Origin of the sequence: Hallella mizrahii (assembly GCF_009695775.1) — a bacterium.
GTDB classification, from domain to species: domain Bacteria; phylum Bacteroidota; class Bacteroidia; order Bacteroidales; family Bacteroidaceae; genus Prevotella; species Prevotella mizrahii.
Genome location: NZ_VUNG01000037.1, coordinates 1 through 19,621 on the forward strand (window position 1 = coordinate 1; position 19,621 = coordinate 19,621).

The window sequence follows — 19,621 nt, forward strand, 5'->3', positions numbered from 1 at the left end:
TGATTACCGCTACAAATGTAACAATAATAAATGAAATGACAAAACATAATAAGTTAAATATAAACTGATTTATAGATAATTGGCTTTGCAGCTTGCGTTATCGCTACAAATTAATCGAAAATTCAGAATATTATAGTGGGCGACATACCATTCTGTCTTAACATCTTCGCCCATATCGATCTTCCATACTTCCCGGATATGGGCATCGCCATTATACTTCAGGGTTACGGTAATGTCTAAATTGTGCACGATGCTTTGAGACATCATGGACAGGGAGAGAAACAAAGAGCAGAGTAAGAAAAACATTCTGTTCATGGTGCGGTGAGTAAATTTTAAATTTAAATGCAAAGATAATGGATAAATTGTAATTTCCGACATTTGTAGCAAGAAACATCTGTGACAAAATGATTAAATTAAAACAGAAGTAAAGAAGGATACAACTACAACTGCATTTAGTACCAATCCTTTGTAGTTATGAGAATCAATGTTCTCATGATCCAGAAGTCATGTTATTATGAACTCGAAGCCATGTTATCGTGGGGTCGAAGCTATGTTATCTATGTTGTAATGCGATAGCAAAAGATCCTTCGTTAAGCAGAGAATGATTGAGACCTACGTAGCGAAGGACCTTTTGTAAGATAGAAAAATCCAAGCAGCGTTTTTTTGCAATTTAATGAAATCCAGATACAAAAGATACGCAATGCTTGCTTCCGTTACAATACACAATTGCGGAGACGCTTACAGACAGTTTATGCGATCTAACGGGAAACAGTGAAACTACAAGACTTGCATAAGCAGAACTATCAGACGGACGCTGCCTCTGATATTGTCACCAACAGGTATTCTAATCAAGTAGAGTAGCATGAAACATAAGATCACGACCACGAAAAGCAAAGGGAGGCCCCAGCGCTGCACATTACCCATATCGGAAGAAATGATCTTTCGGATCTCCTCCGTATGCCCACTATTATCCTCATCCTTCGAGAAAACGTCATGGCACTTTTTTCTGTTTCCGTTTTTCAATTTCAGAATCGTCATTTTATAGTTTCTAATTGATTTTGAACTAATCGGTAATAATAAGAATGGGCCTGCATGAGACTGTCATGATCCCCTTGCTCCACTACCCTGCCCTCGTTGAGGACAACGATCTGGTCAGCATTTCGAATTGTACTCAACCGATGGGCGACAATGATCACGGTACGCTGGCGATAGAAAGTCTCTAAATGCGCCACGATGTCCCTCTCATTATTGGCGTCAAGCGAGTTGGTGGCCTCATCAAGTATCAACAGCTGCGGATCCTTATAGACAGCCCTGGCAATCATCAGCCTTTGTTTCTGTCCTTGGCTGAGCCCTTGTCCATCCTCTCCGATACGTGTAAGATAGCCCATTGGCAAAGAAGAGATATATTCATCAATATTGGCCATTCTTGCCGCCTTCCTCACTTGTTCCTCATCGGGACGATCTTCACCTAACGCAATATTATGCAGAAAGTCATCTGAGAAAATATAGCCATCCTGCATAACACATCCCACCATTCTCCTCCATTGATGGCAGTCGATGTCATGCAGATCGATGCCATCGACAAGGATCTTGCCATGGACGGGCTCGTAGAAGCCCAGTATCAACTTCAGCAACGTTGTCTTGCCTACCCCACTGGCACCGACAAGAGCCGTCACCTTATGAGCGGGAATGACAAGCGTAAAGTCTTGAAGGACATAGTTTCTGGCAGCCCCACTATAGCTGAAATCCACATTTTGCATTTTGATGGTCATACTCTGAGGCGTAACTTTTTCTCCACCTTTCCCATCCGTCTCATCTTGCTGCATCTGTATCTCGTGTAGGCGCTCCATGCTGAGCCTGGCAAACTGAAAAGAAGTCAGAAAGTCAATCAAATTGTTGATCGGAGCAGATATTTGTCCGATGATATACGAGATGGACATCATCATGCCAAGTGAGAGGTCTCCTTTGACGACCTCCACACAGGCGAGATAAGAAATCAGAATGTTCGTTGACTGATTGAAAAACACAGATCCCAACTGCTGCACTTGTGCCACCGTGAGATTCTTGACACGAATACTAAACTGTTCTGCTTGTATGCGTTCCCACTGCCATCGTTTTTGCTTTTCACAGTTGAAGAGTTTGATATCTCCAATTCCTTTGACGATCTGCAATAATAACTCTTGCTCATCAGCGACAGAGTTAAAACGCTTTAAATCAAGCGATGTCCGATAACGCATGAAGTATTGCGTCCAAGCAACATAGCAGACATTTCCCCAAAAAAACAAAAGCAGAATTCTCGGATCATAGAAACAAAGGATAACAGCGAAGACCACAAAGTTGACCATTGAGAACAAAGTCTCCATGGATGACCCAGTCAAAAAGTTCTGAATGCGGTCATTATCACGGATACGCTGCAACAAATCTCCTGTATGCCTTGTATCGAAAAAGCGGAAAGGCATCTGCAATAACTTGAAGAGGAAATCAGAGATGAGCGAAATACTGATTTTGGTATTCATGTACAGAGTAGCCCAACTACGCACCATACTCACCACCAGACTTGAAACAAAGATCACCATCTGTGACAAGAGCAAAAGTTGGATGACATGAAGATTATGAGCATTGACACCATAATCGATACTTATCTGCATCAACAGTGGAGCGACCAACTGTAAGACACTGATGACCAGCATAGTAATAAAAACCATCATTACTCCCTTGCGATAACGCGTGAAGTAACTCAAGAGAAAGCGCAGCCCAACACGCCCTGCCTTCTCTTTTCTTCCCTTAAAGGCATCAAGTTTTTCTGTCGGAATCAGGAACAAGGCTACCCCCATGTGAACAGAATCATTATCGCAGCCCCAGCATTTCAGAAATTCATCTTCTTTATAGACAAGATTTCTACTTGCCGGATCAGCAATGTAGAAACGCCTGTGGCCTGCCCTTCCACAAATCTTATAGCAAACCACATAGTGATTTTGATTCCAATGCAGGATACAAGGGAAACGGAGATGGGTTTGAAGTGCATCGACAGACAGGCGTGCGCCCTGAGTCTTAAAGCCAAAATAGGTCGCCGTGTCGCTGAGATCGCGCATAGAAATGCCATTGCGTGACACAAAACTATGAGCTGCCAACTCACGTTCCGTGAACCGGCAGCCATAATATCTTAGAATCATCCTGATGCAAGCCAATCCGCAATCAAACGAATCGGTCTGCAGCTCATGAGGAAAATGTCCAAACACCTTATCTGTTATTAGTTCGTTGCAATGGTGCAGAATTGTCAGAGGATCCTTGTGTACTGATATTCTGATTGAAGAGCTTAAAAGACACACTAAGGCATACGCCCCGCAGATCGTTAGTGCCATAGGTGCCGCTTGTGGTATTGAGGAATTGCTGCGACATGTTGTTCAAATTGTATTTATGCAGGATGTCTGTGAATGACAAGGTTGTATTAAGTCTGTCATTCAACCAACTGCCGGAAACGACAAATTGCAAATTGTTCTTCGGCTTACTCACAACATTCAGAGTGGTAGACCGCGTATACAGTGTCCAATTCAGTGCCATCTGAAGATGATCATTGAGCGTGAATTGTGAGAATAGTGTCCCGCTCCCCGACCATTTATGCAACTTGACAACTTCACTCATATATGGGTATTCAGCTGTTTCATACCATACACCAGGAGAAGCAAAGAGATACCATTTTCCGAAGGTCTGTCCCCATTTCAACCTGATAGAATAACTGTTGTCCACCCCAAAGTTCATTGGTACGTCAAAGATGACATTACTATTTTCAAAGGGTGCATATTGCTGATTCCAGATAACGCCATTGCTTCTTGTATAATTCAGGATCAGATTGAAGTTACTCCAATAAGTTTCTAATTTCCAAGTATCCGTATGCGAAGGAGTCAAACTACTGTTGCCCACGGAGTACTGAAGAGAATCTTTATATATGGGGCTTTCATCTAAGCCACGATACCCTTGTCTCCCGACACTACGCTGATAACTGGCAGCCATTGTTAACCCTTTAATGGGATAATAGGTCAATAATACCGAAGGAAGTAAATTGGAGGAGGTTCGCCCTACTCTTGTCCGGCTCCCTTCTTTTGGCAGCCACAACCGCGTGTCGGTATATTCATAACGCAAGCCTACGCGCGTAGAGAATTTCTTCCACGCTCTTCTTAGCTCAAACGCACCCGCCCCCAACTGATCGTGGGCTGTCGTCTGGCGCTGCCGAAGTGCAGCTTCTATGAATGGGTTGTCCGTGATATAGTCCGAAGGATTATCAACATAGTAATATCTGGCAGTCGCCTTACCCTTCATCTTCCATGGCAGAGGGAAGCTGTAGGTACCATTCAGCGTGAGAATGTTATAGCGACTTTTTGTGAACGTATTGATTTCGTCGTCTGTCTGTACACTTCTTTCGTGTGTCCAATTGGTAAGACGATCATGCTTCACCGTGTAGTCAGCCGTCAGATTGAGTTCCTTGTTATCGTTCCATGACCCATAATACTGTAATGTGAAGTTATGCACCGGTGTATAGGAAAAACTGTAGATATTCAGATCCTTATCACTTTTGGCATTTTGCAGATCCTTGACCGTCATGGTCTCATCACAGAAATCCTTATCGCGTGTCCAATCAAAGTTATACACGAAACTGAGACGGCTATTGGCATTCAGAACGAAATCATTGGTCCAAATAACATTATGATCGATGGAACGCATCAAATCATGATTATATTCATCCGTTCGGAAAGTGCCGCCGGGGCGTTGGATCTCAGTGAAGTAAGTTTCCTTATTGAGATTCTGAAATAAAGAATAAGAATAGATAACCGATGTCGTCCAACGCCCGATTTTAGCCTCCAAGTCTAGAGTTGGGGCATCAAAAGGCCTACGCCTTACAGTAAAGTCGTTTTGAAGGGTAAGAGCGATAAAGTCAGACAGCGGCTTATAGGTATAGATTTTCACTACAGCCTTCGTACCATTAGGATACTCAGATCCCGGATTTCGATCAATGATCACTTTGGACACATTGGCAGCCTGCAAGGTCTCCAAGGCTTTCTGCTGCGTAACCTCACGACCATCTATGAAGATCATTGGCACACCAGCCCCCGAGACTACGATTTGTTTTCCCATCACCTCAATACCCGGCGTGATGGCAAACATCTTCATCAAGGAGCCCATCTTACCAAGTAAGGATCCACGCACATAAATCTCGTCAATACCTGCTTCGGACTTGATGAGCGGGCGATGCCCCACAACAGTGACACCATCAATATTGACGGTTGTCTTCACTGAGTCCTGCGCATTTTGCGCAGACACCGATAAAGAAGTTAATAAAGGGAAGAAAAATAAATATCTATATAACGAACTGGTCATCATTTGTCTTTATAATAATGTGTATAAAAAAGAGGCAGTAAGTCGGCCAAATAGTCCTTGTAGTAACTGCAACAAGACTTGATGCGTCCTTCTCTTTTCTTGACTCTGTCAATGGGGCATCCCCCACCGCAGATAGGGAAAACTGCACAAGTTCTGCAAACAGAATCTTCAAAAGGATCTTCCACAAATGTAGCCGAAGCCAACTTCGAGAAAGCGATCTTACCTTCACTTAAATTTCCGACACTCTTCTCCGGACATCCCAAATATTCCAAACATTTATACACATAGCCTTCCGAGTCAATCGCATAGTTACCGACACTCCGATGCATACACGGCAGACTCAGCCCTGGGAGGCCTGGAAGAAGTTCTGGATATTTGTTGTTTTCTATTTGATAAACGTTATTTCTGAAGATTTGCTCATCGGAAAAACACGCATCATGGCCTTCGAACCCTGTGCGGTTTTGAATATTGTTAGAGGTAAGACACAAGCGACCTGCCGACAAGAAATCGGCATAACGCTTCTCCACATAATCATGGACGTGTCCAAACGCATTGGGATTGGTGTGATCAACACTCACTTGAAGCACCACCTTGGCATCTGTATGCTGCAAGAAATCATCAAGATGGTCCATAATCACTTGGAAAGAAGGGCGACCGTCCTTAAAGCTACGGCGTCTGTCATGCTCTTCCCCCACACCATCAAGAGAAATTTGCAGACGACGCAGATGAAGGGGAGCTATCGCCTCAACAACCTCATGCCGGAGCAGACTGCCATTGGTCACCATGCTGGATGTATACTTGATTTGACGTGCCTCCAGCGCTTCACAGATCTTCAGGATGACAGGAAAAGCCAACAAGGGCTCTCCCCCAAACCAATTGATACCTATTTCCTTGGCTTTGTTCACATCTATGAATTGTACGAGATGATCTATCACCTCGTCAGTCATTGGTGGCAAGTTCTTATGCTTCCCTTCAAAGCAATAGGGGCAATCAAAATTGCACATCATCGTGGGAGCAATCGTTAATGACAAAGCACGATGATCAAACATCTTGCTCCCACAATAATATTTGTATTTCAAATACTCTTCATCATGGCTTTTCACCAAAATGCCCATTCTGATCAGTTGTGAGATCGTAGCATCATCACCTTGGGGAAGTTGATTCCACACATCCGTATCAAGACAAACAAAAGAAGAACTAAGCGTGTTAAAAACCAAAGTTTCGCCCTTTATCGTCTTGACAACATTGTAATTGGACTTCTCTAAATCACAATCAGCCATCCTAGCCTGCTTGATTTTGTTTTTTCATCTTTTCAACTTTTAGGGTTAAAATTTTATTTTGTGATAAGCACATAATTTCGCATACACGTGATATTCCCGCTATCGTCATCAGTGTATCGCTTGTGACATTCTACATTACCATTGATATACTTATGCTTGCAATCAACGGCACCGCCCAAGATAAAATCCATCTCAGAGCCTGAGAGAATTTCAAAATTATCAGTATTTCCTTCTTGCAATATTTTCATACGTCATTGATTAAATTTGATGCAAAAATAGTAAAAAAAGCAATACGTTGTAATTATCAATATAAAAAATAGATAATTTTAACGTATTTGTTATTAAATGTAACGATTCAACAAATTCATTTCGGTGGTTGGCGTCCACATCGTTTTTGTAGCATACTGTTACCGGTGTCGCATGTGGTGAAGCGTAGGGTCAGGGGGTATCCCCGCCCTAACCCCTGTGACGGTAATCATTCCATTCTCCTTTGGTTGCTTGCAAAACGCAATTCTGTTTTGTCTGCGCGATAGTCCGCCTCTATCACCCAAGGTGAATCCGAACAGCCGCTATCGCAATCTCAATGTCAGTTTGAGGAATACCATCAGAGCGAACAGATAAGTGTTGAATAAACTGACATTTTTCGGGCCTTCTCCTTGCGATTTTCTGAGCCAACACCCATGTTGCTCTCAATTTCGCGAATTTCGAGGGTGTTTTTATATTCATCTGACTGTCAACAGGTTGTAGATACAGAGTGCTTTTTATCTCAAAGGAAATGGTATCTCTGCTGTGAGAAAACGGTAACATTACCTATCAGAAAGCCTTTTTGACGCTATCATCTCGGTTGTTTGACCACGTCATCTCGGTTGTTTGACCTGGTCAAACAACCGAGATGACAACATCAGAAAGGTACTTTGACAACGAAAGGCCGCAAAAAAGCATGACCCGCCACTGCTTTTTCCTCTTTTTAGTTTCCTTCGTTCTCTAAATTGCGATTCCGCGGTGATGCTATTTTGTAAAGTATGTTACTAATTCATGGACATTCATGTGAAAGATTCATTCTATGAATAATGTAAGTAATACCGCTTGCATCCAATGCATGAGTTTTTGTTTCTCACCATGCCCCCACGGAAATTCAGTTTTATTTGCTCGATGAATGTACGATGATGCACGTTAAATCTGGAACAACATCTTTGATGAGGGTGTTTTTATCTCACACAGATTTCACTCTACACAGATGCATAACTCCATAGTGCTTTGGGTTGGTTCATGTCCCTGAAAGGGACACACCATGAATATCCCCAAGTCATCGAGCAAGTAAGGACCGAAGCGAAGCGGAGGGCCTTACTCGCGAGCGACTTGGGGTAAAGTTGACGGCAGTATAATGACCTCGAAGAGGTCTCACGTGGATGTATGACAAAGTGCTGGTCGATAGTTACTTTGCACACCCACGTGAGTCCTCTTCGAGGACATCTCCCCTCGCACGATCCGGGGTTATTCATGGTGTGTCCCTTTCAGGGACATACAAGTATGGAAGTCCAATGGACATAAATGCCATGTGAGACATTCTTATTCCACGACAAACTGGAGGCAGCACCAATTGTCTTTGGAGTACTTACCCATTTGTTTGAGTCCCAAAGACTCTGCCTTGGCATTGAGCTGAGCACAGTCATCCTCAAAAAAGCCGCTAAGAATGAGTAAGCTGTCTTGCATCATCACATTACGGAATGCAGCCATATCCTGCAATAAGATATTACGATTGATGTTTGCCAACACGATATCGAAGACGCCGGAGACATGGTTCAGCACATTGGCATCACCCTGCAAGACTTCAATGTTCTTCACATGATTGATTTGAGCATTGTGGCGAGCATTGTCGGCACTCCACTCGTCAATGTCGTAGGCCACAATCTCTTTAGCACCAAGCTTGGAGGCCGCAATACCAAGGATGCCTGTGCCACAGCCGCAGTCCAGCACCCGCTTACCAGCGAGATGCATATCCAGCAGCAAGCCGATGATCATCTGTGTAGTCTGATGAGTGCCTGTACCAAAAGCCTGACGAGCCTGAATAGCTATGGGGATGACTCCCTCGGGAAGCAGAGGCGTCGTCTGACGTGCATCATAGATGACAATGCGGTTGTAGATGTCGATAGGATCAAAGCCTTCGTTCTCCCAAGTCTCGTTCCAGTCCTTATCCTCCACCTTCGAAAGCTCGTAAGTCACATTGATGCCGGGCAGCGGAAAGTCGGCAAGCTGGGCATCGAGCTGCTCCTTGTCGAACTGATCTTCCTGTACATAACCTTTGATGCCGTCCTCGGTATCTTCAAAAGACTCAAAGCCTGCATCGCCTGCGCAGTCGGCCAAAAGATCACGCGCCGTCTGCAACAGAGAGGGCTCGGAAGCGATATGAAAAGTTGCTGTAAGGTATTTCATAAATGAATGATTAAATTATACTGCAAAATTATAAAAATTAGGGAAAACTCTACTACCATATAGGGAAAAATCCCTATATTTGCATAAGAAATACGGTAATTTTGCACTGTAGATAGAAAAGAACAAAATAAAAAGGAGTTTGAGATATGAAAAGGTTATTTCTTCTATTGACACTCGCCAGCGCAATGCCACTGGCAGCGTTGGCACAAGACGATGATCTTTACTTCACGCCAAGCAAGGCAGCGCCAACCACAAACGAGGCACCTGCCTACTACTGCGGAAGCAAACGCAGCGTGGATGACTACAACCGTTATGGCATCCGTAGCATGTATCAAAAGATCGGACGTGACTCACTGGGCAACAACATGGTGAGATTCCGTCCCGGCTATGGTGTGCTGCCCGACACAACATATGTCGACACTGCCTACATTGGTCGTGCCTTGGGCGACAACGACTATACCTACACACGACGCATGAGCCGTTGGGACGGCTTCTATGATCCTTGGTTCTATGGCTACTATGGTCCATGGCGCTGGGGCTATGCCGGTTACTACTCGCCTTGGTACTACTACAATGGCTGGTACGATCCCTGGTACTACGACTATGCCGGCTGGTATGATCCTTGGTATTATGGTTATGCCGGCTGGTACGACCCATGGTACTATGGTTACGGTGGCTGGTACGGCTGGGGCTATCCCTACTATGGCTGGTACAACTGGGGCTGGCCAGGAGGTGGATATGTGTATAACGGCGGCAATCCACGCGGCTACACCGGCACTCGTACTTGGGGCCTGAACGATCATGCTTCCAACTCTGGTGTCCGTTTCGGTCGCGGTTCTTCGACACGTGGCAACAACGACGGCAACACTTACACATGGCGCAGCCAAAGTAACCGTTCGTTTGGCAGTAGAACCAACTACCCTACCCGCTCCAATAATAATACCAACTTTGGTTCTACTCGCTCATCAAGCTTCGGTGGTTCCTTCGGAGGAGGTTCCTTCGGTGGAGGTGGCGGCTCCTTCAGTGGTGGAGGCTTCGGCGGCGGTCATAGTTCAGCCGGGGGCGGTGGCCACTTCGGTGGTGGCAGACGCTAAACCGAGATCACATTAATGGTTACTCATTAATAACATTTGAATGACGATGAAAAAGAAATATTTGTTAGCGGCAATGGTAGCCATGGCACTGCCTGCCGCTGCTCAAGAGACTTATCAGGATACGAAGCTCGTACAGAATGAGCTCAACGGTACAGCCCGCTATGTAGGTATGGGCGGTGCAATGGAGGCTTTGGGTGCCGATCTGTCAACGATCAGCACCAACCCGGCAGGTATCGGACTCTTCCGCTCCAGCCAGGTGGCTATCTCCGGTGGACTGGTAGCACAACAGGACGCTACTACTACTCCAAGTCTAAGCAACAATTTCGGCATACACATCAATGGCGACAAAACCAACGCCAGCTTTGACCAGGGCGGTTTCGTCTATTCGATGCGCACGGGATATAAGAACTATTTGAACTTTGCGTTCAACTATCATAAGAGCCGTAACTTCGACCAGATTCTCACTGCGGGAAACAAGCTCAACAATGCCTCTCAGAATAAGTTGACGGCTATGAAGTATCCTTATCTCACAGACTACAACATCAATGCCGTAGATGCCTGCTACTCCGCGATGCTGAACCCCATCAAGGATGCTTCGGGAAAGCAGACGGGTCTGGACTATCTCAACGGCACCGAATTCCTTTATGGTCAATATCAGAAAGGATACATAGGCAGCTATGACTTCAACATCAGTGGCAACATCAACGACCGGGTATTCTTGGGACTGACCTTCGGCATCCACGATGTTCATTATCAATCCAACTCGCTCTATTCCGAGAATTTAGAGAAGGAAACTTCTACCGATGCTTACGAGTCCCTTAAGATCACGGGAACTGGCTATGACCTCAAGGCCGGTGTAATCTTCCGTCCCATTGAGCAGTCACCGTTCCGCATCGGCCTGTATGTCAACACACCGGTTTGGTATGACCTCCATGAGGCTGCTGCCACCGATGTGAGCATGTTCAACAGCAGCAACAATAAGCTGGATAAAGGTCATGCCGTCGACTACGACTACAAGGTCTACACACCTTGGAAGTTCGGTGTGAGCCTGGGCCACACCATTGACAAAATGGTGGCAATCGGTGCTACCTATGAATATGCCGACTACAGCCGTATCGACAACCGCATCAACGATGGCGGCGGATATGACGACTGGGGCTATTACTACGACAACAGCAGCAGCGACGATGCCATGAACAGCAACACCAAGCGTGTGCTGAAAGGTGTCAGCACGCTGAAGTTAGGTGCCGAAGTGAAGGTGATGCCGCAACTGGCAGTCCGTGCGGGCTACAACTATGTAAGTCCAATGTTCAACCAAGGTGGTTATCGTGATGGCAGCATTGAGTCACCAGGATCTTTCTATGCCACATCTACGGACTACACCAACTGGAAGAGCACCAACCGCTGGACATGTGGTGTCGGATATACTGCTGGTAAGTTCTTCGCAGATCTGGCTTATCAATACACACAGACCAACGGTGACTTCTATCCCTTCATGAGCTACTACGACACTGCTAATTCAGGCAACAATGTTATCGTGGATGCCACAAAGGTTAACTTCAAGCGCAATCAGGTATTGCTCACATTGGGCTATAAGTTCTAATGATAGATTTAGAAGCAGATATAATAAAATCCATCAAGACAACTTTGTCTTGATGGATTTTTTGTATTACAAAGAAAATATGTACATTTGCACTTCAGAACATTCACACTAAACAATTTTATGAGAAAAACGCTAATTTTACTATTCCTCCTTCTACAAGTCGTGTTCAGCTATGGACAGAAGCGTGAATTCCGCGGTGCATGGATTCAATGCGTCAACGGACAGTTCAACGGTCTCACACCTGACGAGATGCGCAGTACGCTGACCAAGCAACTCGATGCTCTCCATGCCGACGGCGTGAATGCTATCATCTTTCAGGTGCGTGCTGAATGTGACGCACTCTATGCCAGCAAATACGAACCATGGAGTCGTTTCCTCACAGGCGTGCAAGGCAAAGCGCCAAATCCCTATTGGGATCCACTGCAATGGATGATCGAACAATGCCATAAGCGAGGCATGGAATTGCACGCGTGGATCAATCCTTATCGAGCCAAGACAAAGACAACGACAGCCCTGGCCTCGAATCATATTGCCATCACACATCCCGAGCGCGTGTTTTCTTACGACGGACAATATATCCTCAATCCGGCACTGAAGGAGAACCGGGACTATATCTGCAAGATCGTCGATGACATCGTCAGCCGCTATGATGTAGACGGCATTCACATGGACGACTACTTCTATCCCTACCCCGCTCCCGGTCAGATCATCCCCGACCAACAACTCTACGCCAACAATCCCAGCGGTTTCCGAACCATCGGTGACTGGCGACGAGATAAGGTAAACGTCTTCGTCAAACAGCTTTGTGAGACTATCCATCAGCGTAAGCCATGGGTGAAGTTCGGTGTGTCTCCTTTCGGCATCTACCGCAACAAGAAGAGTGATCCAATGAATGGTTCTGAAACCAACGGCTTACAGAATTATGATGATCTCTACGCTGACGTGCTGCTGTGGGTGAACAATGGATGGGTGGACTACTGCGTGCCCCAACTCTATTGGCAGATTGGCCATCCGGCAGCAGACTATGCCACGCTCATCCGCTGGTGGGATAAGCACGCTGCCAACCGTCCGCTTTTCATCGGCGAGGATGTAGAACGCACCGTAAAATATCCGTCTCAAACCAATCCCAACAGCAATCAGATGCCCGACAAGCACGCACTGCATGAACAGATGCACCATGTTGATGGCACTGTACTGTGGTATGCTAAACTGGTTGCTGACAACTACGGCAACTATGGCAATGTACTGCGCAATGCTTATTGGCGCAATTCTGCCTTACCTCCATCCATGCCATTCTTAGACGATAAGAGTCCCAAGAAGCCTCGCAAGGTGAAGCCAGTCTGGACGAGCGACGGCTATATCTTGTTTTGGTCCGCACCCAAAGCTAAGAAGTGGGGCGACAAGACAAGCAGATATGTCGTCTATCGCTTTGGAAAAGATGAGAAGGCGAACATAGAGGATGCGTCACATATCATTGCCATCACCGGAGACACGATGTACCGCTTACCATATAATCATGGAAAAGAAAAATTCACCTACGTCGTTACGGCTCTCGACCGAGTTGGAAACGAAAGCAAGGGAAAGAAAGTAAAAATCAAACTGTAGCTTTCCCCCATCCGATTTAATATGAGAAAGTAACTATAAGAAAATCCCCATCTTGACAGTGTCAAGATGGGGATTATATTTAGTTGCACTAAATCAAATTAGTTGTTCTCAGGACGCAGCTTGCGAACGGTCTCACCAGCACGCCACATCTCCATGTCATGCATAGCCTTCAGCTCTGCATTGAGCTTCTCACGGTAGTCAGGCTTAGAGTTGCTGTCGATAGAGATCTGAGCCTCTTCGCCAGTCTTCACACTCAGGTAGAGCCACTCCATCACCGGAGTGATAGCCTCGCGGAAGCGAGGAGCCCAGTCGAGTGCACCACGCTGTGCTGTAGTAGAGCAGTTAGCATACATCCAGTCCATACCCTTCTCACCGAACAGAGGCATCAAACTCTGTGTCAGCTCCTCAACTGTCTCGTTGAAGGCCTCGGAAGGCGTGTGTCCGTGCTCACGAAGAACATTATATTGAGCCTCAAGCAGACCCTCGATAGCACCCATCAATGCACCACGCTCACCAGTCAGGTCGGAAGTAGCCTCACGCTGGAAGGTTGTCTCGAACAGATAGCCAGAGCCGATACCGATACCCATAGCCAGTGTCTTCTCCTTAGCCTTGCCGGAAGCATCCTGATAAACAGCGTAAGAGCAGTTCAGACCACGACCCTCAAGGAACATAGTACGAAGAGATGTACCAGAACCCTTTGGAGCAACCATGATCACATCGATGTCCTTTGGAGGAACAACACCCGTACGATCCTGCCAGTTGATGGCAAAACCATGAGAGTAATACAGTGTCTTACCAGCAGTAAGATGTTTCTTAATTGTAGGCCAAACAGCGATCTGACCAGCGTCAGAAAGCAACATACAGATAACTGTACCCTTCTCTACGGCCTCTTCAACAGAGAACAGTGTCTTACCTGGCACCCAACCGTCGGCCTTAGCCTTCTCGTAGCTGCGGCCCTCACGCTGACCAACGATGACATTGAAGCCATTATCGCGAAGGTTACCTGCCTGACCAGGACCCTGAATACCATAACCAATGACGGCGATCGTCTCATTCTTCAGCACCTCACGTGCCTTATCCAATGTGAACTCTTTGCTTGTCACGACGTTCTCAACGACGCCGCCAAAATTCATCTCTGCCATAATTAATGTGTTTTAATTATAATATGTTAGAAATCTATGACTTTCTTGGTTCTTTTATTCTCCCCCTCTGTTTTCGAGCGCAAAGGTAATAATTTAAAATATAACCACCAAATATTCTTTCAGATTTTTACAAATTTAATACTACATCTTACTACTTCTCCATCTTCGGCACCTTTTCTCACGATTCTAACGAGGTATTCCTCTTCATCGTTTTCTTCTTTCGCAGCGGCCTTTTCCATGAAAAAGCATAGCTCGTCACCAGCATGACTCTCAGCCACATAGGCAATGTCGAAACGCTTCACCCGATGGCTGCGATACCAGTCCAAACCGAATAAATCGAGCACATGCTCGATATATTTGACCGAGTTGACGTGACCATTGACATCGATGTCATGGTAGTTCATCGTCACGGTTTTCGCCAACGTGGCGTCTTTGCTGATGGCTACTCGCCCCGGCTTGGCTATCGGACAATCACGATCCGTCTCGATATAGTCCTTGATAAGCCCACCTTGTATCTGAAGAATGTCAACCGGCTGGCGGGTGTCTGTATCGATCATCGCCCAGATGCTTCGCCCATAGCCATAGACCGTCTGATGATCCTGACTCGTGATGGCATAGTTGCGGCTTGTGAAAAAGCGGAAGGCTGCCTCCACCCACGTGGAGATGGCTATCTTGTCGTAAGCTACCGGCATGTCGTTCATCTCTACTGCTAACCGGGAGAGTACCCATGTGCGGTGTCTCGCATTGAGGTAGCTGATGCCGTAGCCGCGGCTCTCGCTATGATAGTCAGAGGCATTGAGCAGGTCATTGCTCAGACTGCTCAAGAAGAGATGGTTGCTAAAATCACAGTGGAAAGGCTCCACTGTGAAAGGATATTCGCCTACCTTTGACTGCATAGCTACTCTTGACGGTTAAGAAAATCAGAAACGGGCTCCTCAAAACTGCGCGTCACGGCGATACGGCCGGAACGCGTGTATTGAAGAAGACAGTTGAAACCATTGAGCACTTTGAAGAGATCTGCAATGTCTTCGGTAAGACCTGTCTGCATCACCGTGGAATAAGTTGGGTTGACCTCCATCATACGGGCATCATGACGACGGATGGCACGCGAAACCTCTGGATTGTCCAACAACACCGGTGTTGAAATCTTGAAAAGGGCTACTTCATGGATGAACAACTCATCATCGGTATAGAAATTAGCCTTGATGATGTCGATCTTCTTCTCCAGCTGCTTGGTGATCTTCACAATCTGGTCTTCCGTAGACCAGCACGTGATCGTGTATTTATGTATGCCGTCGATGCTGGATGCCGAGACATTCAGACTCTCGATATTGACCTGACGACGTGTGAACACTGCCGTCACCTGATTGAGGATGCCGGCAATGTTTTCACTATATACTAATAAGGTATAAAACTTCTGTTCCATAATACGATTAAATATCCAAATGCAACTTCATCTCATCCACCGCACTTCCAGGAGTGATCATAGGTGTGACGTTCTCTTCCTCCTTGACAGCGCATTCAAGGATATAAGGTCCGTCGGTGGCAAGCATTTTCTCCACTTTTGACTTCAACTCGTCGTGCGTCAGCACCACATCGTAGGGGATGTGGTAAGCGCGGGCTAATTCCTCATAATGAGGGTTGAGCATGTGTGTGAACGAGCGACGATGGTTGAACATCAGATCCTGCCACTGACGCACGTTGCCAAGATAGTTGTTGTTCAAGAGAATGATCTTCACCGGCGCCTGCTGCTCCATGATCGTTCCGAGTTCTTCAATACACATCTGGAAACCACCATCACCGGTAAACAGACAAACCTGACGGTCCGGTGCGCCAAAGGTAGCCCCAATAGCGGCTGGCAATCCAAATCCCATTGTGCCCAGACCACCGCTTGAGACGACACTACGATGACGATGAAACTTGAAATAGCGACATGAGAACATCTGGTTAAGGCCTACATCATTGACAAGCACTGCCTCACCCTTGGTAGCCTCAGCCACTGCATTCACCACTTCACCCATCAATAGTTCCTTGCCTTGTGGGTGAATAGAAGGTTCAATGACTTCCGCTTTTTCCTTTTCATACAAAGGCTTAAAAGAATCACGCCACTCTCGATGAACTGCCTTATTCAAGTATTTCGTGATGGCAGGAAGGCTTACCTTGCAGTCACCGATGACGGCGACATCAGTCTTCACGTTCTTATCGATCTCGGACGGGTCTATGTCCAAATGGATCACCTTGGCCTGCTTGGCATAGCGGTCGAGACGGCCTGTGACGCGATCAGAGAATCTCATACCGATGGCAATGAGCACGTCGCACTCCTGCTCTTTGATGTTTGGGGCATAGTTACCATGCATACCCAACATACCCATATTCAGCGGATGGTCGGAAGATAGTGCAGAAAGGCCCAACAAGGTTCGTCCGGCAGGGATGTCGGCTTTCTCCAAGAATTCGACTAACTCATCCTGGGCATTACCCAACTCTACACCATGGCCGACTAAAGCCAAAGGCTTCTTGGCTTTGTTGATCAAATCTGCAGCTGCCTTGACAGCCTCTTCGTCAATCTTAGGATATGGGATGTAAGAGCGGACGCGGTCTGTCTTTCCCGGCATCCATTTGGCTTTTTGGATCTGAGCATTACGTGGAAAGTCAAGCACTACAGGACCAGGGCGCCCGCTACGTGCAATGTAGAAAGCACGATTCACAGCCCATGCCACATCCTCGGCACGACGGATCTGATAGCTCCACTTTGTGATTGGTTGAGCCATACCCACCAAGTCTACTTCCTGAAAAGCATCTGTACCCAATGAGCCTACACCCACCTGTCCAGCAATGACAACAATAGGAATGGAGTCCATCATTGCGTCAGCTACACCGGTAAGCGTATTTGTGGCACCAGGACCGGAAGTGACAATCGTCACGCCGACCTCACCACTGACACGCGCATATCCCTCGGCAGCATGGGCAGCCCCCTGCTCGTGGCGGACGAGAACATGGTGAAACCAAGGATCTTTCTTATGGGTGTAGGTATACAAAGCATCATACACAGGCATGATAGCACCTCCTGGATAGCCAAAGATGGTATGCACATTCTCCTGATACAATGCCCGCATCAATATCTCTGAACCGCTGCATTCTTCGCCGATACGTACTCCCGACCAGGGAGCCTCCGGCTCTGTCCACGCAGCCGCTTGTTTTGTTTGTTGTTGATTCTCGCTCATATTTTGTCTTTGTATTGTTCTTTTTTAATCTATGATTCTCACACCGCCCTTATCTGCGGAACTCACGCTTTGGGCATACGCACGCAGTGCCTTGCTGACTACACGATGACGTTTCAAGGGTTGTTGTGGACGGGCTTTGAGTTCCTCTTCGCTCAACTTCACATTGATGCTGCGGTTGGGGATATCAATCTCAATGATGTCGCCATCCTTGATCTTACCGATGTTACCACCGGCAGCTGCTTCAGGTGAGATATGTCCAATGCTCAGTCCACTTGTTCCGCCTGAGAATCGTCCGTCAGTGATCAATGCACATTCCTTACCTAAGTGACGGCTCTTTATATAAGATGTTGGATAAAGCATTTCCTGCATACCCGGACCACCCTTGGGACCTTCATGAGTGATCACCACACAGTCACCACTCTTCACCTTACCACCCAAGATGCCTTCACAGGCGTCTTCCTGGGAGTCGAAAACCACAGCAGGACCTGAGAAATGCCACAGGCTCTCATCAACGCCGGCTGTCTTTACCACACAACCGTCTTGAGCAATGTTTCCGAAAAGCACAGCCAAACCGCCATCCTTGGTATAGGCATGTTGAAGGTCGCGAATACATCCATTGCTGCGGTCAGTGTCGAGTGACGGCCACTGCGTATTCTGACTGCCCATCTTGGTAGAGAACTTACGTCCAGGAGCACTATGATAGATACGGTCTGCCTCCGGGTCAATAGTAGAGCCTGTGATATCGTATTTCTTCATGGCTTCACCTAATGTCATACCATCCACACGCTTTACATCAGAGCGGATCAGCCCACCTTTGTTCAGTTCGTTGAGTATGCCAAGGATGCCACCGGCCCGGTTGCATTCCTGTACTGAATACTTCTGAGTATTAGGAGCCAGTTTACAGATGCAAGGCACCTTGCGGGAGAGTTGATCAATGTCGTGCATTTTGAAGTCCACCCCACCCTCTTGAGCCACTGCTAACAGATGCAGTACAGTATTGGTACTGCCTCCCATGGCTATGTCAAGAGTCATGGCATTGAGGAAAGCATCTCTTGTAGCGATGTTACGAGGCAACACGCTCTCATCGCCATCCTCGTAATAGGCCAGTGCGTTCTTGACGATCTGTCTTGCAGCCTGCTTAAAGAGTTCAATGCGGTTGACATGCGTGGCGAGGATCGTACCATTGCCTGGAAGACCAAGACCAATAGCCTCTGTCAGCGAGTTCATGGAGTTGGCAGTAAACATTCCCGAGCAGCATCCGCAACCAGGACAAGCGCATTGCTCTATCTTTTGCAATTCGTCATCGCTCACCTCTGTGTCAGCACCTTTAATCATTGCTGTGATCAAGTCAGCGTTCTCTCCGTTCCAACGTCCGGCTTCCATAGGGCCACCAGAACAGAACACTGTCGGGATATTAAGGCGCATGGCTGCCATGAGCATGCCCGGCGTGACCTTATCACAATTGGAGATGCAGATCATAGCGTCAGCCTTATGGGCATTGACCATATATTCTACGGAATCAGCGATAATATCACGGGAAGGCAGTGAATACAGCATACCATCATGTCCCATGGCGATACCATCGTCGATGGCAATCGTGTTGAATTCAGCTGCATAACACCCCAAGCTTTCGATTTCCTGCTTAACAATCTGGCCTATATCGTGTAGATGTGTATGTCCTGGTACAAACTGTGTGAAAGAGTTGACGACTGCTATGATGGGCTTACCAAATTGCTCATGCTTCATACCTGTTGCCACCCAAAGAGCGCGGGCTCCTGCCATTCTTCTGCCTTCTGTACAGACAGCACTTCTCAATTGATGCTTCATAAATCTTATTCTTATTGGTATTTTCATGCAAAGATACAACAAT

The 19,621-nt window shown here is 46.6% G+C and carries 12 protein-coding genes; 3 read left to right on the forward strand and 9 right to left on the reverse strand.

Translation table 11 applies throughout. The features are described 5' to 3' along the window. Window positions 1–1,034: 1,034 nt before the first annotated feature. The 4 genes from FYJ73_RS12125 to prmA all read right to left on the reverse strand — a co-directional run bounded on the left by FYJ73_RS12125 (window position 1,035) and on the right by prmA (window position 9,086). Window positions 1,035–3,329, reverse strand: coding sequence for a peptidase domain-containing ABC transporter (locus FYJ73_RS12125; protein ID WP_473733511.1), 2,295 nt, complete (start codon window positions 3,327–3,329; stop codon window positions 1,035–1,037). After that, a complete protein-coding gene (locus FYJ73_RS15960; RefSeq protein WP_154534988.1) occupies window positions 3,241–5,376 on the reverse strand; it encodes an outer membrane beta-barrel protein in 2,136 nt (711 codons plus the stop codon). The genes FYJ73_RS12125 and FYJ73_RS15960 overlap by 89 nt, the downstream gene beginning before the upstream one ends. After that, window positions 5,373–6,653, reverse strand: a complete 1,281-nt coding sequence (locus FYJ73_RS12135; RefSeq protein ID WP_154534989.1) for a radical SAM/SPASM domain-containing protein — start codon at window positions 6,651–6,653, stop codon at window positions 5,373–5,375. Before FYJ73_RS12135 ends, FYJ73_RS15960 begins: the two co-directional genes overlap by 4 nt. 1,569 nt (window positions 6,654–8,222) lie before the next feature. Then, the gene (gene prmA / locus FYJ73_RS12140) at window positions 8,223–9,086 is read right to left on the reverse strand and encodes a 50S ribosomal protein L11 methyltransferase (RefSeq protein ID WP_154534990.1); all 864 of its coding nucleotides are present in this window, start codon (window positions 9,084–9,086) and stop codon (window positions 8,223–8,225) included. 146 nt (window positions 9,087–9,232) lie between these two features. Between prmA and FYJ73_RS12145 the strand changes: the two genes are divergently transcribed. The 3 genes from FYJ73_RS12145 to FYJ73_RS12155 all read left to right on the forward strand — a co-directional run bounded on the left by FYJ73_RS12145 (window position 9,233) and on the right by FYJ73_RS12155 (window position 13,388). Next, complete coding sequence (locus FYJ73_RS12145) at window positions 9,233–10,180, forward strand: hypothetical protein (RefSeq protein ID WP_154534991.1); 948 nt, start codon at window positions 9,233–9,235, stop codon at window positions 10,178–10,180. A gap of 46 nt (window positions 10,181–10,226) precedes the next feature. Next, window positions 10,227–11,783, forward strand: a complete 1,557-nt coding sequence (locus FYJ73_RS12150) for an OmpP1/FadL family transporter (protein WP_154534992.1) — start codon at window positions 10,227–10,229, stop codon at window positions 11,781–11,783. A gap of 120 nt (window positions 11,784–11,903) precedes the next feature. After that, entirely contained in the window at window positions 11,904–13,388 is a 1,485-nt protein-coding gene (locus FYJ73_RS12155; protein ID WP_154534993.1) for a glycoside hydrolase family 10-like protein, read from the forward strand. 98 nt (window positions 13,389–13,486) lie between these two features. On the opposite strand, the gene ilvC is transcribed toward FYJ73_RS12155, so the two are convergent. From ilvC to ilvD, 5 genes are all read right to left on the reverse strand, one after another. Then, window positions 13,487–14,530: a ketol-acid reductoisomerase gene (gene ilvC / locus FYJ73_RS12160; protein WP_154534994.1), complete on the reverse strand. Its 1,044-nt coding sequence runs from the start codon at window positions 14,528–14,530 to the stop codon at window positions 13,487–13,489. Window positions 14,531–14,649: 119 nt separating this feature from the next. After that, window positions 14,650–15,426 carry an acyl-[acyl-carrier-protein] thioesterase gene (locus FYJ73_RS12165; protein ID WP_154534995.1) on the reverse strand — a complete coding sequence of 259 codons (777 nt, stop codon included), beginning with the start codon at window positions 15,424–15,426 and terminating at the stop codon, window positions 14,650–14,652. A 2-nt stretch (window positions 15,427–15,428) separates the two neighbouring features. Next, window positions 15,429–15,956, reverse strand: coding sequence for an acetolactate synthase small subunit (gene ilvN, locus FYJ73_RS12170; protein ID WP_154534996.1), 528 nt, complete (start codon window positions 15,954–15,956; stop codon window positions 15,429–15,431). A gap of 7 nt (window positions 15,957–15,963) precedes the next feature. Then, window positions 15,964–17,751: a biosynthetic-type acetolactate synthase large subunit gene (gene ilvB, locus FYJ73_RS12175; protein ID WP_154534997.1), complete on the reverse strand. Its 1,788-nt coding sequence runs from the start codon at window positions 17,749–17,751 to the stop codon at window positions 15,964–15,966. Between the two features lie 24 nt (window positions 17,752–17,775). Then, on the reverse strand, window positions 17,776–19,578 hold the full coding sequence (ilvD, locus tag FYJ73_RS12180; protein WP_154534998.1) for a dihydroxy-acid dehydratase: 1,803 nt from the start codon (window positions 19,576–19,578) through the stop codon (window positions 17,776–17,778). Between the last annotated feature and the right edge of the window lie 43 nt (window positions 19,579–19,621).

Bases quoted from the DNA above. Each gene is read 5' to 3' on its own strand.
- FYJ73_RS15960 (WP_154534988.1), bottom strand. From the start codon at position 5,376: ATGATGACCAGTTCGTTATATAGATATTTATTTTTCTTCCCTTTATTA.
- FYJ73_RS12135 (WP_154534989.1), bottom strand. From the start codon at position 6,653: ATGGCTGATTGTGATTTAGAGAAGTCCAATTACAATGTTGTCAAGACG.
- prmA (WP_154534990.1), bottom strand. From the start codon at position 9,086: ATGAAATACCTTACAGCAACTTTTCATATCGCTTCCGAGCCCTCTCTG.
- FYJ73_RS12145 (WP_154534991.1), top strand. From the start codon at position 9,233: ATGAAAAGGTTATTTCTTCTATTGACACTCGCCAGCGCAATGCCACTG.
- FYJ73_RS12150 (WP_154534992.1), top strand. From the start codon at position 10,227: ATGAAAAAGAAATATTTGTTAGCGGCAATGGTAGCCATGGCACTGCCT.
- FYJ73_RS12155 (WP_154534993.1), top strand. From the start codon at position 11,904: ATGAGAAAAACGCTAATTTTACTATTCCTCCTTCTACAAGTCGTGTTC.
- ilvC (WP_154534994.1), bottom strand. From the start codon at position 14,530: ATGGCAGAGATGAATTTTGGCGGCGTCGTTGAGAACGTCGTGACAAGC.
- FYJ73_RS12165 (WP_154534995.1), bottom strand. From the start codon at position 15,426: ATGCAGTCAAAGGTAGGCGAATATCCTTTCACAGTGGAGCCTTTCCAC.
- ilvN (WP_154534996.1), bottom strand. From the start codon at position 15,956: ATGGAACAGAAGTTTTATACCTTATTAGTATATAGTGAAAACATTGCC.
- ilvB (WP_154534997.1), bottom strand. From the start codon at position 17,751: ATGAGCGAGAATCAACAACAAACAAAACAAGCGGCTGCGTGGACAGAG.
- ilvD (WP_154534998.1), bottom strand. From the start codon at position 19,578: ATGAAGCATCAATTGAGAAGTGCTGTCTGTACAGAAGGCAGAAGAATG.